Here is a 15,883-nt window from a genome sequence, read left to right as displayed (position 1 = left end):
GCGCCACGGCACCACCCCCCGGAGTCCTGGAGTCTATGTCACTCGCCGGGCTTTCGGCGCGCCTCCGGAGGGCTCCCCCTGGCCCTCCTGACGCCTGCCCGGCCGGTGTACCCCCTCCCGCCCGGAGTGAAAGGGGGGCTACCTGCCGCCCACCGTGAGCACCGCCCCCTGGGAGTACGCCGTGAACTCGGGCGCGTACAGGGATTGGACGGTGGCGGGGCCCACCCGGAACGTGCCCGCCATGTTCGCTCGCAAACGGTAGCGGAACGTGTACTCGCCGGCCGGCAGCCACTCGAAGAAGAAGTTCGTCCCCGAGTCCCTCGGCTCCTCGTACCAGACGATGCCCAGGTCATACCGGTGCTGGGACTCCGTGCGCTCCGGCTCCAGGCCCGCCGCGCGGGGATCCCTCAGGTGGACGTACTCCGCCGCGTGCTTCGTCCTCAGGGACAGCTGCACCTCCACCTCGTCCCCGGCAGCCACCCGAGTCCCCGCCTCCAGGGGCCGCAGCACCGCCTCCGTCCCCACCTGCTCGCGCAGGAAGTAGCGGCGGGACACCTGGAAGAAGTCTCCCCGCTCCTCCTCCGGCAACCGCTCCGTGGAGAAGTGCCAGGTGGCCGAGGCGAACGCGAGCCCCTTGCCCCCCTTCTCCACCACCACCGAGCTGCCCGTCTCCGGCTTCACCTCCGGCCCCGGCACCACCACCCGGTTCCCCTTCCCCGTGTACACCTCGGGCTTGAAGACGAAGGCCGTCGTCTGGCCGCCCACCGTCACCTTGGCGTCCTCACGCACTCCCAGTGCGCCCTCGCGCTCCAGGTACTGAACCAGGGCGTACACCGCCTCCGCCGTGGCCCTCGTGGACTTCCAGTGGCCCAGCTTCCGGTCCAGCAGCAGCCACTGCGCGAGCCCGTGCCGCCGAGCGTCCTTGGGGTTGAGCTCCAGCAGCGTGCGCAGCGCGAAGGCGTGCGTCTCCGTGGTGTCGTTGTACCAGAGCCAGCTCCGGTCCTCCGGCGCCCAGTACGTGCCCAGCTCCTCGCTCGTCTTCGCCGAGTCCATCACGCTGTCGAAGACGAGCCGCGCGTCCTTGTCGCGCCCCGCCCGCTTCAGCGCCAGCGCCAGGTAGCCCTTGAGGTAGGGCGAGTGCTCCTTCCAGTGCTGGAAGCCGGCGTCGCGGATGCGCGCACGCTCCTCGGCGGTGAGCGCGTCGCCCAGGTAGCTGGCGTCCGGGAAGCTCGAGGCCACGTACTCGAGGAACGTGAGGAACTCCCACGACAGGCCCTTCACCTCCCCCTTCTTCAACGGTTCCAGGTACGCCGCGCGGAAGTACCGGGAGAGGTACTCCCACGCGGACCTCGTCATGCCGCGATCCACCTCCACTCCATGGTCCGCGGCGCGCGAGAGCCCGTGCAGGATGTAGAGCGTCATGTACGGCGACGGCGGGCCGCCCGCCCACCAGGGGAAGCCTCCGTCCGACGTCTGCGCCTGGCGCAGCTTCGCCAACGCCGAGTCACGCTCGGCCTTTGCCACGTCTGGATCCAACACCTTCGCCAGCGGGTACCCCTTGTCGCTCCCGCCTCCCGCCTCCTCCAGCCAGGGCGACTCCTCCAGCGCCATCTTCCGGTTGGGGTCCGCCGCGTCCCACGGGTCGAGCCGCGTGGTGCGCGCGCTCAGCGACTTCGCCAGCTTCGCCACCTCGGGATACTTGCGGGACAGGCTGGTGACGATGCCCGTGGACACGAAGCGGTTGAGCGTCTGCTCCGTGCACTCGTACGGGTAGTCCACCAGGTACGGCATCGCCGCCAGCACCGCGTGGAAGAGCTGCGCGTCCACCGTCACCACGAGCTGCTCGTTGCGCAGGCTCGGGTCGTCCCCACGCCGCATGTCCGGGAACTCCATCACCTTGCGCTCCCCACCGCGCAGCGCCACGAAGCGCGACTGCGTCAGGTGCATGCGGCCGGGCAGCACGGGCAGCGGGCGCAGCTCCCCATCACTGAAGTCCCCGGCCCTCGCGGTGACGCGGAAGGCCACCGGCCCCAGCTCCGCCGGAGTCACCAGCGGGAAGCGCACCGTCGTCCCCTTCCCCGCCTCCACCCGGAAGGGCTGGCTCGCCGCCTTCACCCCGAAGCGCGACAGCAGGCTCGCGTTCTTCTCCGGCTCCACGATGTCCAGCGCCAGCGTGCCCTCCAGCGTGGCCTCGCCCGCGTTGTTCACCACCACCTCCAGCACCGCGCTGTCGCCCTCGCGCAGGAAGCGCGGCACGTACGGGCGCACCATCAGCTCCTTCACGCTCCGGGTCTGGCGCTGCACCGAGCCGCCCTTCAGGTCCTTCGTCAGCGCGTGCACCCAGACGTTCCACGCCGTCACCGAGTCCGGCACGGTGAACTCCAGCACCGCCGAGCCGTCCGGCCCCGTGAGCAGCTGCGGCACCCAGAAGGCCGTCTCCGCGAAGTTGCCGCGCACCGCTTCCGGTGGCACCTCGGGACTCAGCCCGGCCCGCGCCGCCTTGGCCGGCACCTCGCGGGAGTCCTCGCTCACGACCTCCTGGTTGTCGTCGTATTGCCGGGCGCTGGGAGCAGGAGCCCCGGGCACTGGAGCCCGGGAGACCGCCATCGTCATGCGCCTCATGGACTCGAACGACCTCACCGTCAGGCCCCAGGGCATGCCTCGCACTCCCGGACCACCGAGGCTGTCCCCGTCCTCGAACATGAGCTCGTCCTGCCTCGGGCGGCTCCATTCCGGCACCGTCTGGAGGCGCTGGCCATAGAGCCACCGGGAAGAGGTCTCCCTCGGGCTGGCCCCCAGCGCCACCTCCCGCGCGCGCTGCGGGTACCAGGCCGACACACTCGGGGGTGAGTGCGGCGCGAAGAGATCCAACGACTGGTCATACATGTACGCGAGCAGCTCGGCGGCCCCCGCCGCCACCCGATCTCCCCGAGGCCCCTTCACCGTCACCCGCCACGTCTCCTTCGCGCCCGGACGCAGCCGATCCCGGAAGGTGGCGAACTCCAGGTGCAGCTCCTTGTCGTCGAAGGGCACGAACACCTGCTGCACGAACCGCAGCACCTGGTAGTCCCGCACCGCCACCAGCGTCACGGTGAAGCCACCGCGCAGGGCCTCGGTGATGGGGAGCTCCAGCACCGACGGATCCTTCCCCCCAGCCAGCACGCGCCGCTGCACGAGCGTGTCTCCCTGGAGGATGTCCAGGAACAGCGGCTGCCCCTCGAAGCCGGAGAAGGCCAGCACGCGCGCCGTCTCGCCCACCTTCACCGAGGTCCGCTCGACGCGCAGCATCGCCGGCACCGCGATCGGCGCACGCTCGCCCGACACCAGCACCTCGCGCGACGTGGTGAAGCGCTCTCCGAAGGCATCCTCCGTCTCGTAGTGCACGCGGTAGATACCAGGGCGCAGCTCGGGCAGCTTCACCCGCGCGAGCCCCTGGGTGTCATGCGTCACCGAGCCCCGGGCCAACTCCTCGCCATCCGCCCAGTCCCGGAAGCTCTCCTCGGAGGGGAGGCCTTCCTCCTGCCACCGGGGCCGCAGCGAGTCCCCCGGAGTGGTGATGCGGGCCTCCGCGCCCACGCTCTCCACGGAAGCCTTCGGAACGGGCAGCTCGTCGGGCATCCGTGGCCGCGCGGGCTGCTTCACCGCCACCAGCCGCCACCGGCCCGCCCCGGACAGCGGCACGCCATCGAGGTTCGAACGCAGCAGCCGGACCTCCGACGCCACGCCCTCGCGCAGGAAGCCCTCGTCCATGTCCACGCGCCCCTCCACCGCCACCAGACCAAGACGGAAGGCACGGCTCGCCGAGCGCGTCTCCCCGCCCTCGTCCAGCACGTCCGCCTCCACCCGGTAGCGCCAGGAGACATCGCGCGAGGAGGCAGCCCGCTCGTCCGCGTCCGGCGTGAAGATGAGCTGGAAACCGCCATCCTCGCCCAGCACCGAGGAGCCGCTGGCCACCACGCGAGTCGCCAGGGGGAATCCCCCGATGCGCGACCACCAGATGGGGAAGAGGGGCTCGCGGTGGACGCGCCAGCGCACGGTGCCGCGCGTCACCGGGAGCCCGAAATAGTAGCGCGCCTCGCCCCGGAAGGTGGCCGGGCGGTTGAGGCGCAGCGCCGCATCCGGGTCCTTCAGTGTCACCTCGAACGTCGGCCGCTTGTACTCCTCCACTCGCACGCTCGCGCTGCCCACCTCCCGCTCGCCCACGCTGGCCCGCACGAGCCACGAGCCGAGCAGCCGCCCCGCGGGCACGGTGAACTCTCCCACCACCGAGCCGAAGTCATTGGTCGACACCTCGCGCTTCTCGATGACCTGTCCATTCGCGTCCACCAGCGACACCCTCAACCGCTGCCGGGACTGCGTCTGGTAGCGCGCCTGCTCTCCATTCCCGCGGAAGGCCACCACCTTCCACAGCACCTTCTGCAGCGGGCGGTACACGCTGCGATCCGTGAAGACGAGCGCCTGCGTCCCCTCCTGCCGCGGCTCACGCCCGTAGTTGTAGAACCCATCCCTGCCGAGCAAGGCCTGCCGGCCGCGGCCCACGACGACGAAGGAATTGTCCCAACCCGGCGCCTCCGGGAATACCACCTCGCCCCGAGCATCCGTCTTCAGGGTCCGCAACACGCGGTTCACGTCGCCCATCCTCAACAGGCGCACCTCCACGCCCGGCGAGGGCTGACCCGACTCGCCCTCCACCACCCGCACCGCCAGGCGCCCCCGCTCGTCCATCCGGGTGACGAAGACCCAGGGGGTCACCGTCATCAGCGTCGCGGTCACCTGGTTGTCCGCCTCCCCGAAGTCCTCGCGCGTCGAGGCGACGATGAGATAGCTGCCCGTCTCCGTCAGTGGCGGCACCACGAAGGTGCGGTGCGAGCGCAGGTCCGACGTCGCCGGCAGGGTCTCGCCCCAGGCCGCCACGGGCCGCTCGCTCTCGATGCGGCGCCTCAACTCCTTGGTGGAGGACGAGTCCCCGTCGATGCCCAGGAGCTCATCGTAGAGGGCGCCTTTGGCGAGCCTCGACTCCACGTCATACGCGTAGGCGCGGAAGTACAGCCGCGACACGTTGCGATGCGTCACCTCGATGGAGCGCTTGCGGGGACCATCGGAGTGCATGCTGGAGACCGAGAACTCCGGGGCATCGAGCTCCGCCACCAGTTGTGCGCACCGCTTGCCCCCGAGACTCTCCGGGAAGGCCGCCACACACCCCTGTGCCCTCGCGCGGGCACGCACCGGCCGATCCTCGGAGCGCTCGAGCTCCGCCAGCCACCCCTGCCCCATCGCCCACCACGGCACCTTCCGGTAGCCCTCGAGGTACGCGTCCATGTGACGGAGGATGCGGGCCTTGTCCGCCTTCTCGTTGAAGGCCTGGCTCAGCCGCTCGCCGCGCACCAGGTGCGCCTCCAGTGCCGCCTCGCGTTGGCCCGAGGCCTGGTGCCATGCCTCCAGGTCTCCCAGGATGGCGGCCAGCTTGCGCAGCGGATGCACCGACGGGTCCACCAGATCCACCCGGGGCGAGCCCTCCAGCAGCTCGCTCAGGTCCAGGCGGTGCAGCTCATCCGCCTGACCCGGCCGCCACTGGAGCTGGTCCACGAACATGCCCACCCAGAGGTACGTCACCGCGTCGCGCAGCGTGTCGCGGATGCCCGGTGGGTAGTCGTTCGGCACGAGCACGCTCGAGAGCGCCCCCACCTTCTCCTTGCCCAACCGCTCCCGCTCCGCCCACACCTCCGCGAGCGCGCGCCGGGCCTCCGTGTAGATCTGCTCGGCCGTCCACCGCTTCAGGTCCACCGGCCCGCCGGAGACCACCTGCTCGCGCTGGCTCACCTCGTGGCGATAGCGCCCCGCGTACTCGAGGAGCGCGCTGGCGTAGTAGAGGTTGAGCGCGGTGCGCGGCAACAGGCCCTTCGGCCACGGTTGCTCCCGGAGAAAGAGCACCGCCGTCTCGTACCCATGGAGCCCGGTGCGCAACTGCACCACACGGATGAGCGCCCGGGCCCACTCGTCGTCGTTGCCCTGGGTGCGGGCTTGCGCGAGGCGCGCCTCGGTGCCCTGAACGGCGGCCTCAAACTTCTGCTCCCCCACCAGCGCGTCGATGTCCTTCCACGAGGGCACGGCTTGTTGCGCCCGAGCGGAGGGGACGGCGGACAGGAAGGCGATGAGTGTCAGGAGGGTGAAGAGCGGCCGGAATCCCGGAAGTGGCGACATGCGGACACTCTAGAGAGGCCGCCAGGACTTTCGAGACAAATGCAGCAGGCGAATCCGGCTTCGAGGCCCGCGCTCCTCCTGGGATTGGAAAACGGGTGCAGTCTTTCTCACGTCCCGGGAGAAGCGCGGGGTGTTGCACGGCGGGATGGCTCAGGGCTGGAGGTTCACGCTCGCCGGGCCACGCACTCCATTCCCGGGCTCGTGCGAGGAACGGAGGGCGCCCTCGGTCTCGAACTGGAAGAGCCGGGGGGCGGGATAACCCTCGCTGTCGAGCACTCCCGGAGAGGGAGCGCTCGGCAACAGCTCGAGGGCGAAGTCCTCCGACCAGATCTGGATGGGACCGGACTCGATGAGTCCACTCGGGGTCGCGCGCAGGTTGAAGTAGACATACGAGTACCTCGAGATGGAAGCAGCGACGTGGGCCAGGAGATCGGAATGAGGCCCCCCGAACTGGACGGTGAGGGGGCCGATGGCCTGCACATTCAAGTCCCTGGAGGTCCCCCGGTTGAGCGCGGACGACTCGAAGCCGATGACGAAGGGCACGCTCTTGCCCACCAGCTCATCCAAGACGCTCGGTCCATTCCCCGGGCTCTCACGAGCGGTGAACTGCAGGGTCCCGGCAATCCACCCCCCTTGATCCACCTTGAAGCCCACGTCCGCAGCGCCACTCCCGGCGATCTTGAAGAGGAAGCGCACATCGGACAGCTGATCCTTGGTCACGTAGAACGACAGGGGATTGGGAGACAGCAATTGGGCCGGCACGACCGTCCCGGGCGCATCCGTGCGCTCCAGGTGCCAGGAGCCCGCGAGCTCGATGGTATAGGCGCCGGCCATGAGCGCCGCGTGCACCGTGTCCGGCGACGTGTCCGTGATGGTCACCGTCTGCGGTCCAGTGATGTTGAACGTCGCGCCCACCAGGCGGTAGTCCCCGTACGGCCCTGGCGAGACCAGCGGAAGCCGTAGCGTGCCCTCCGCCCCCTGCCCCTGCGTCACTGGCACGGACTCTCCACCGCAAGCCACCACCAGAAGCGCGAGCACATACGCGCCGAAATTCCAAAGTCTCATGAACATTCCTTTCAGGGAGGGGTTGGTACCCGACAAAGGCCCAGGAAAATGGGCAAACCCCAGACAGATTCTCCCCCGAGTGTCTGACATCCACACGCCACGTTGGAGGGATTGAATCGGTGTCCCGGATGCAGTTCTCGGGGCATACTGCGCGCCATGTGTGGCCGCGTCACCATCCAGACCCCCGCCCTGGCGATCGCGCGTGAGCTCTCCCTCACCGGCGTGCGCACCGCGCTCGATCGCCCCCGCTACAACCTCGCCCCCACCCAGCTGATGCCCGTGGTCATCAACGACGGCGCGCACATGCTGGACGCCTACCGCTGGGGCCTCATCCCCTCCTGGGCGAAGGAAGCCTCCATCGGCAGCAAGCTCATCAACGCCCGCGGCGAGACGGTGGCGGAGAAGCCCAGCTTCCGCTCCGCGCTCAAGCGCCGGCGCTGTCTGGTGATCGTGGATGGCTGGTTCGAGTGGAAGCAGAGCACGAAGCCCAAGACGCCCTACCTCTTCCGCCGCAAGGACGGCCGGCCCATGACCTTCGCCGGGCTGTGGGAGGAGTGGACAGCCCCGGACACCGGCGAGGTGCTGCGCACCTGCACCGTCATCACCACCGGCCCCAACGCACTGATGGCCCCCATCCACGACCGGATGCCCGTCATCCTCTCGCCCGAGACCCGGGAGCTGTGGCTGAGTCCGCAGCCGCAGGAGGCCACGGTGTTGCAGCCCCTGCTGGTGCCCAATGAGAACGAGCCCCTGGAGGCCTGGGAGGTGGCCCGCGTGGTGAACTCACCGACGAACGACGTGCCGGCCTGCATCGAGCGCGTGGCGAGCCAGTCCACGCTCCTGGCCTGACACTCGAATCACCAGAGGACGCGCCCGGGCGACGGCCGGCCCGGGCTTCCGCTAGTCGCCAAAAATCTTCCGCAGGAAGCGCACCACCGAGCTCGTCGCGCGGGTGTCGTCGGGCCGGCCCTGGGTGTCGTCCTTGAGGGAGACGGGGGGCTTGTAGGCATCGGGGTCCACCGAGAAGACGCTGAACTCGTCGTCGCCCTCGAGCGCGTTGAGGGCCTTGCGTGACGCATTGCCGCGCTTGGATTTCGGGTCTGCTGGCATGGACCTACCTCGGCTCGTGAAGGACCTGGGGAACACCCCGGCATTGCGCGGTGCGGCAGTCTAGGCGGGCACAGGCCCGGAAGCCACGGGACCCTTGCGGCGCAGCCCAATCACGTACACCTCCATGCTGGCGCCGCGAGTGGCCTCGGGACGCACCAGCTTCACGTCCTCGAAGCTGGCGCGCACCTCGTTGCGGAACTCCTCGAACTCGCCGCCCATGAAGAGCTTGGCGACGAAGCCCGAGCCAGGACGGCCCCGGGTGACGGACACCTCGAGCGCCTTGCGGGCCAGCCGCAGACTGCGCGCCTCGTCGGTGGTGCGGATGCCGCTCGTCTTGGGCGCCATGTCCGAGATGACGGCGTCGAAGGGCCCGTCGTACAGCTCGCGCAGCTTCGCGTCGAAGTCGTCGGCGAGCACGTCCAGCACCACCGTCTTCACGTTCTGCTGGCTGAAGGGCCGGATGGCCACGATGTCCACCCCGATGACCCGGCCGCTGGGGCCCACCGTGTCGGCCAATATCTGCAGGAAGCCGCCTGGCGCCGCTCCCAGGTCCAGCACCGTGCCTCCCTTCTTCAGGAACGGGAAGCGCTTGAGAATCTCGTCCACCTTGAAGGCGGAACGGGCTCTCAACCCTTCTTGCTTGGCTTTCTTGAAATAGTGGTCTTTCGGACGGTAGGGCTTGCCCATGGCGAGAGCGGTCCCTACCATCCGCTACTGTCTTCGGGAAGCCGGAGCAGTGGCGGGTGTCTTGCATCCGCGAAACGGCGGTCCGGAGGGGTCATGCGACTGTCCAGCGTGACGACGGCGGTGTGCGTGTCGCTGCTATCCGCGGCGTGTGCCGTGGGGTGCTGGTACCGCGCGGATCTGCTGCGCTCGGAGGCGAACTGGCTGATGGAGCGCGGCAAGGCGCAGGCGAGCGAGTACGCGCAGAGCTTCAACGACGCGCTGGCCACCCAGCAGCTGGAGACGTTCGCGAAGCGCCGGGCGGTGATGGAGCGGGCCCAACTGTGGCAGCGAGGCCAGGAGGTGGGAGTGCTGTTCGCGGTGGCGGCCGCGGCGTGCGCGTGGATGCTGAGCCTGCTGCGCCGGCTGAACGGGGAGCTGGACGACGCGAGCGAGGAACTGGAAACGGCGAAGGCCGCCGAGCCGGTGTCCGTGCGTGCGGCCGTCCGTCCCTCGCGCTCCTAGAGGGCTCGCGCTCCGGGTAGCCCGCTGGTATGCACCGCTTCACCCCTGAGCGGGAGGTGGAGCATGCCGGGCTGCGCGCACTGCGGAGGGAAACTCGACATCGTGGGCAACCAGGTGGGGAGGCGCGACACGTGCCCCCACTGCGACGAAGACGTGCACTCGTGCCGCAACTGCCGCCACTTCGATGTGACGGTGGCCAAGCAGTGCAAGGAGCCCTTCGCGGAGGTGCCCTCGGACAAGGATGAGGCCAACTTCTGCGAGCTCTTCCAGGTGGGCGAGGGCGGCCTGCACACGAAGCAGCCCAAGGACGACCTGCTGTCCGCCGCGGAGGCGCTCTTCAAGAAGAAGTGACGGACGAGCGCCCTGCCCCGAGCGTGGAGAGCGGCCAGGAGCACCTCCCCGGGGTGCCGCTCCATCCAGATGTTCAGAAGGGAGCGGGAGCGGCGAGGCCGTACTGCTGAGCCATCGCGGCGCCGGAATGGAACACGCGCCAGGGAGCTCCCGCCCGTGGGGGTCGCATGGTGCAGCAACCACCCGGCGAGGGCCATCCGTCTTCCGCCGCTCGAAGCGCCCAGGAGATCCACCGCGGACGCCGGTTCATCGTGTCTCGTGTGTGGAGGGAAGCCGGCGTCTCCCTGGTGCTCAAGCAGGCCCGGCAGGGCCCCCTCGCCTCCAGCAGCCTCGCGATGCTCCACCACGAGCTCGAGCTGCTGCGCGAACTGGAGGCGCTGGGCATCGCGGGCGTGGTGAGACCCCGGGCCCTGGAGGATGCGGCAGGAGTCCCAGCGCTCGTCCTCGAGGATGCCGGGCCCCATGACCTCCGGGAGTGGTTGAGACGCAACCCCGTCGAGCCCGACACCTTCCTGGAGCTGGCCCTTCAACTGGTGGAGATCCTCGGCCACCTCCACCGGCGCCACGTCCTCCACCGGGACCTCAATCCCACCAACATCATCGTGTCGGCCGGGACGCGGCGCCTGACCCTCATCGACTTCGACCTCGCCACCCGCGTCTCCGGCACCGCCCCCACCTCGAGCATCCACGGCGAGCTCGAATCGGCGCTGCCCTACATCGCTCCCGAGCTCACGGGGCGCATGGACCGGCTCGTGGACCACCGCGCGGACCTCTACTCCCTGGGCGCCACCTTCTACGAGCTGCTCACCGGCCAGCCTCCCTTCACCTCCACCGACCCCGTCGAGCTCGTCCATTCCCACCTGGCGCGGCCTCCCCTCCCTCCCGCCCTCTCCAACCCCAAGGTCCCCGCCCTCCTCTCCGACCTCGTCCTCAAGCTGCTCTCCAAGATGCCCGAGGAGCGCTACCAGAGCGCCGACTCCCTCCTGGCTGACCTTCAAGAAGCCCGGAGGCGCATGCACGCCACGGGCACGCTCGAGTCCTTCGAGCTCGGCAAGCTCGACCAGGCGCGACAGCTCCCCATCTCGGAGCACCTCTACGGGCGCGAGCGCGAGCAGGCGCAGCTCGAGGCCACCCTGGAGCGTGTCCAGGCGGGCCCGAGCGAGACGGTGGTCGTCACCGGCACCGCGGGCATCGGCAAGTCCTCGCTCGTCCAGGCTCTGAGACCACGCCTCGAGCAAGGGGGCTGGTTTCTCTCTGGCAAGTTCGACCAGCTCCGGGGCAGCGTCCCCTATGCCCCATGGGTCGACGCCTTCCAGGGCCTCATCCGCGGATTGCTCCATGAACCCGCTGACGTCCAGGATCTGTGGCGGCGCCGGTTCCAGGAGGCACTGGGCACCCGCGGCCGCGTCCTCCTCGGCATCGTCCCGGACCTGGAACAGCTCATCGGCCCGCAGCCTCCCCTGCTGGCGGAGCTCGGGCCGAAAGACGCCGAGCAGCGTTTCCACTTCACCTTCCAGACGTTCATCCGGGCCCTCGCCTCACCCGAACACCCGCTCGTGCTCTTCCTGGACGACCTTCAATGGGCCGACCCCGCCTCGCTCGCGCTCTTCCAGAGCCTCGCCTCCGACGCGGACTCCCACCATGTGCTGCTCGTGGGCTCCTACCGTCCCGAGGAAGTCGCCTCGGAGCACCCCGTCGCGCGAGCCCTCACGGACCTCCAGAAGGCGGGCGCGTCCATTCACTCCATCGAGCTACATCCCCTGGAGCTCGGTGCCCTCACGGACCTCTGCGTCGACACCCTGCACCGCGACCCCGGGCACCTCCAGACCCTGGCCCAGCTCGTGCTGCACAAGACCGCGGGCAACCCCTTCTTCGTCACCCGCTTCCTGCGCTACCTCCACCACTCCGGCCTGCTGCGCTTCGACGCCGAACGAGGCTCGTGGGAGTGGGACCTCGCCGGGACTGCCCAGGTGGATGTCACCGAGAACGTGGTCGAGCTCATGCTCGCCACCATCCGCCAGCTTCCCAGCCGTACCCAGGACGTCCTCAAGGTCGCCGCCTGCCTGGGCAACCGCATCGAGCTCCCTCTCCTCGCCGCGCTGATGAACCTGCCCGTGGGCGACACGACCGCGGCGATCTGGAGCGCCATCCAGCAGGGGCTCCTCGTCTCCGACAGCAGGGCTCCCCCGCTCTCAGTCTCCGGCGAGCAGGCCGCCGGAGAACTCCCGAGACATGAGGCCGTCTACCGTTTCGCCCACGACCGCGTACAGCAGGCCGCGTACTCCCTGCTCCCCGAGCCCCAGAAGAAACGGCTCCACCTCGAAGCAGGACGCCTGCTCGAGGGAAGCTCCCAGCGCGAACCCGACGAGCGGCTCTTCGATGTGGTCGACCAGCTCGACCTGGGCGCGGAGCTGGTGACCGATGAAGCCGAGCGGCTGGAGCTGGCCCGGCTCAACTTCCGGGCCGGAAGCAGGGCCAAGGCCTCGTCCGCTTTCCGTTCCGCCATGGAATACCTGACGCGCGGGCTCGGATTCCTCCCAGAGGAAGCGTGGCGGGAGACCTACGCGCTGACCTTCCGCCTCCACCGAGAGGCGGCCGAGTGCGCCTACCTCGCCAGTGAGCAACAACTCGCCGAGAAGCTCATCGCCTCCGCGTTGCTCCACGCCGCGTCCCGCATCGAGAAGGCGGAGCTCTACAGCTTCCGGGTGCTCGCCTGCATGGCCAGACAGGCCTACTCGGAGGCACTCCAGTGGGGACGCGAGGGGCTGCGGTTGTTCGACATCGAGGTGCCGCAGAAGCAGGACATCCCCCGGGCCCTCGCGGACGAGCTCGCCGCGGTGAAACAGAACCTGCGGGGCCGCACGCTCCAGCAAATCCTCGACGCCCCCCGGATGGAGGATCCGGAACAGCTCGCCTGCACACGGCTCACCTCGGACCTCAGCACGGCGGTCTACTTCATCACCCCGGTCCTGTTCGCCCTCCTCAACATCCGCATCGTCAACCTCACGTTGAGACATGGCAACACGATCTACGCCGCTCCGGCGTATGCCACGTATGCGATGCTGCTGGGCGTGCGCGAGGGTGATTACGCGTCGGGTTACGCCTTCGGCCACCTGGCCGTGGAGCTCTTCCAGCGTCATCCCGACACCCGGCAGGAGAGCCGAACGCTCACCACGATCGCACTGCTCGTGAATCACTGGAGGGCGCCACTCCGAACCGATCTGCTCCTCTACCACCGGTCCGTCGCCGCCGCGCTCACGAGCGGCGATCTCCAGTTCGCCGGCTACGTGGCCCCGGTGAAGATGAGCACCCTGTTCTCGATGGGCACCGAGCTCCCCCACGTCCTCTCCGAAATCGAGAGCAACCTCACCTTCCTCCGAAAGTCAGGCCTCCTGGGGATGGCCAATTCGATCCTCGGCCTGCGCCAGGCCATCCGGTGCCTGCAGGACCGGACCCGCAAGCACGCCCGCTTCGACGACGACGAGTTCCATGAGGACACCTTCCTCGCCTTGAACCGCAGTCTCCTCCCAGCGCTCTGCCGATACAGGATCCTGCGCCTCCAGGTGTCCTACCTCCTGGGCGACATCGAGGACGCTGCGGAGATGTCCCGGGAGGCAGGCCCGCACCTCGAGAACATCCGGGGGCAGTTCTTCACCGTGGATCACAACTTCTACACGTCGCTGACCCTGGCGGCGTGCTGCGACAGGAGCACTCCCGAGCAGAGGGCCGGGCTCCTGGAACAGCTCGAGGCCCACCAGCGCCAGCTCGGCATCTGGGCCGACAACTGCCCGGAGAACTTCCGCCACAAGCACCAGCTCGTCAGCGCCGAGCTCGCCCGCATCGCGGGACACCACGTGGAAGCCCTGCGGCTCTACGACCTGGCCATCGAGGGTGCCCATCGCGAGGAGTTCCTCCAGGACGAGGCCCTCGCCAACGAGCTGGCCGGCCGCTACTACCGAGCCCTCGGCGGCAAGCGATTGTCCCATGGTTACCTGCGCGCCGCGCTCGACGGCTATGCCCGCTGGGGAGCCCAGGCCAAGGTCTCCGCCCTCGAGGAGGAGTTCCCTGACCTCGTCCCCGTTGAACCTTCCCTCTGGAAGGCCCCCTCCACTGCCCCGGAGGGTGCCGGGGTGGGTGGCTCCGCGCTCGACCTCCTCACCCTCCTCAAGGCCTCCGAGACCCTCGTGAGCGAGGTCGTCCTGGAGCGTCTGCTCGAGAAGCTCATGACCGTGTGTCTGGAGGCGGCGGGTGCCCAATGCGGCGCGCTCGTGCTCGAAGAAGAAGACACCCTCATGCTTCGAGCCGTGGGCGTCCTCTCCGAGCCCGTCTCCCTGGTTCACAGTCCCTTGAAGGACTCGAGCCAGGTCCCCATCTCCGTCATCGCGCACGCCTACCAGACGGGAGAGCCCCTCGTCCTCGCCGATACCTCCCGCCAGGGCGCCTTCGTCTCCGACCCCTACGTCGCCCGGCACGCGGTGAAGTCCACCCTCACCGTCCCCATCCAACGGCCCTCCAGGACCGTGGGCGTGCTCTACCTGGAGAACAACCTCGCCACCCGCGCCTTCACCCCCGAGCGCGTCCGCGTTCTCCGGCTCCTCTCCTCCCAGATCGCCATCTCCCTGGAGAACAGCCTCCTCTTCGAACGGCTGCGCATCGAGGTGGACGAGCGCACACGTGCCGAGCAGGCCGTGCGCTTCCTGGCCGAGTGGAGCCTGATGCTGGCCGAGTCCCTGGACTTCGAGACCACCCTGGCCAAGGTCACCCGCTCCGTCGTCCCCTACCTGGCCGACTGGTGCATCGTCGATGTGGTCGAGAAGGACGGCACCATCCGCCCCGTGACGGTGGCCCATGTCGAGCCCACGAAAGAGCAGCTCCTGCGTGAGCTCATCGAGAAATATCCCCCCACCTGGGACACAGCCGAAGGGCTCATCCAGGTGCTGCGGACGGGACAGCCCCTCCTCATCCCGGAGGTCGACGAGGAGGCCCTGCGAAAGAGAAACCCCGGCCGCGATGAATCCTTCTTCGACATCCTCCGCACCATCTCCATGCGGACAGGAATGATCGTGCCGCTGGCTGCCCGGGGAAAGACGCTCGGGGCCATCATCTTCGCGTCTTCGACCGCGGGCCGCCGCTACGGACAGGCCGAGCTGCACCTGGCCCAGGAGCTGGCTCGCCGCGCCGCCGTCAGCATCGACAACGCCCGGCTCTATGGTGACTCCCAGGCCGCCATCCAACTGCGCGACGACTTCCTCTCCGTCGCCGCTCATGAGCTCTACACCCCCATCACCTCCCTGCGCCTCTCCGTCCAGGGCCTCTTGCGCCGCTCCGGCTCCGAGATTCCAGAGTCCCTCACTCGCGGCATCCGCACCGCCGAGGCACAGACCCGCAGGCTCGCGAAGCTGATTGAAGAGCTACTCGATGTCACCCGCATCCAGGCCGGGCGCCTCCACCTCCACCTGGAGCAGGTCGACCTCTCCTCCGTCGTCCGCGACGTCGTCGAGCGCCTTCACGAGCCCATCTCCCGAGCCAACAGCCCCCTCTCGCTCCGTCTTCAGGACGGCGTCACCGGCCGTTGGGATCACACCCGGCTGGAGCAGGTCGTCACCAACCTGCTCTCCAACGCCCTCAAGTTCGCCGCGGGCAAACCCATCTCCGTCTCCCTCGAGCGCCACGCGGACACCGCTCGGCTGCGCGTCAGCGACCAGGGCATCGGCATCCCTCCGGACCGTCTTCCCCATGTCTTCGAGCGCTTCGAACGTGCCGTCTCCATCGAGCACTACGGCGGCCTGGGCCTGGGCCTCCACATCGTGCGCGAGATCGTCTCCGCGCTCGGCGGCTCGGTGCGTGCCGAGAGCCAGCCCGGTGAGGGGACCACCCTGACAGTAGAGCTGCCCTGCGCCGGGCCCCCCTCTTCCGAGCCAGAAGGCCGTGAGACCGAGGCCCACCTCCCCGCTCCTGCTTCATGAGG

At 69.0% G+C, this 15,883-nt stretch carries 8 protein-coding genes; 4 read left to right on the top strand and 4 right to left on the bottom strand.

Annotated features, from left to right (window positions below; translation table 11 throughout):
* Positions 1 to 138 precede the first annotated feature (138 nt).
* Positions 139 to 6,201: an alpha-2-macroglobulin gene (locus DAT35_RS40070; RefSeq protein WP_108074567.1), complete on the bottom strand. Its 6,063-nt coding sequence runs from the start codon at positions 6,199 to 6,201 to the stop codon at positions 139 to 141.
* A 150-nt stretch (positions 6,202 to 6,351) separates the two neighbouring features.
* The gene (locus tag DAT35_RS40065; protein WP_146210085.1) at positions 6,352 to 7,266 is read right to left on the bottom strand and encodes a hypothetical protein; all 915 of its coding nucleotides are present in this window, start codon (positions 7,264 to 7,266) and stop codon (positions 6,352 to 6,354) included.
* A gap of 156 nt (positions 7,267 to 7,422) precedes the next feature.
* Between DAT35_RS40065 and DAT35_RS40060 the strand changes: the two genes are divergently transcribed.
* A complete protein-coding gene (locus DAT35_RS40060; protein WP_108074565.1) occupies positions 7,423 to 8,115 on the top strand; it encodes an SOS response-associated peptidase in 693 nt (230 codons plus the stop codon).
* A 51-nt stretch (positions 8,116 to 8,166) separates the two neighbouring features.
* On the opposite strand, the gene DAT35_RS40055 is transcribed toward DAT35_RS40060, so the two are convergent.
* Complete coding sequence (locus DAT35_RS40055) at positions 8,167 to 8,376, bottom strand: hypothetical protein (protein ID WP_108074564.1); 210 nt, start codon at positions 8,374 to 8,376, stop codon at positions 8,167 to 8,169.
* Positions 8,377 to 8,436: 60 nt separating this feature from the next.
* Positions 8,437 to 9,084, bottom strand: coding sequence for an RlmE family RNA methyltransferase (locus tag DAT35_RS40050; protein ID WP_108074563.1), 648 nt, complete (start codon positions 9,082 to 9,084; stop codon positions 8,437 to 8,439).
* Between the two features lie 72 nt (positions 9,085 to 9,156).
* Here DAT35_RS40050 and DAT35_RS40045 point away from each other — a divergent pair, with 72 nt between their 5' ends.
* From DAT35_RS40045 to DAT35_RS40035, 3 genes are all read left to right on the top strand, one after another.
* Positions 9,157 to 9,564, top strand: coding sequence for a hypothetical protein (locus DAT35_RS40045; RefSeq protein ID WP_108074562.1), 408 nt, complete (start codon positions 9,157 to 9,159; stop codon positions 9,562 to 9,564).
* 63 nt (positions 9,565 to 9,627) lie between these two features.
* Complete coding sequence (locus tag DAT35_RS40040; RefSeq protein WP_108074561.1) at positions 9,628 to 9,915, top strand: hypothetical protein; 288 nt, start codon at positions 9,628 to 9,630, stop codon at positions 9,913 to 9,915.
* A 167-nt stretch (positions 9,916 to 10,082) separates the two neighbouring features.
* Positions 10,083 to 15,881, top strand: coding sequence for an ATP-binding sensor histidine kinase (locus tag DAT35_RS40035; RefSeq protein ID WP_108074560.1), 5,799 nt, complete (start codon positions 10,083 to 10,085; stop codon positions 15,879 to 15,881).
* Positions 15,882 to 15,883 lie beyond the last annotated feature (2 nt).

Source organism: Vitiosangium sp. GDMCC 1.1324, from assembly GCF_003044305.1.
In the GTDB taxonomy this organism is placed as follows: Bacteria; Myxococcota; Myxococcia; order Myxococcales; family Myxococcaceae; genus Archangium.
Note: the sequence above shows the minus strand (reverse complement) of the source record. Positions and strands in the feature narration are given on the sequence as shown.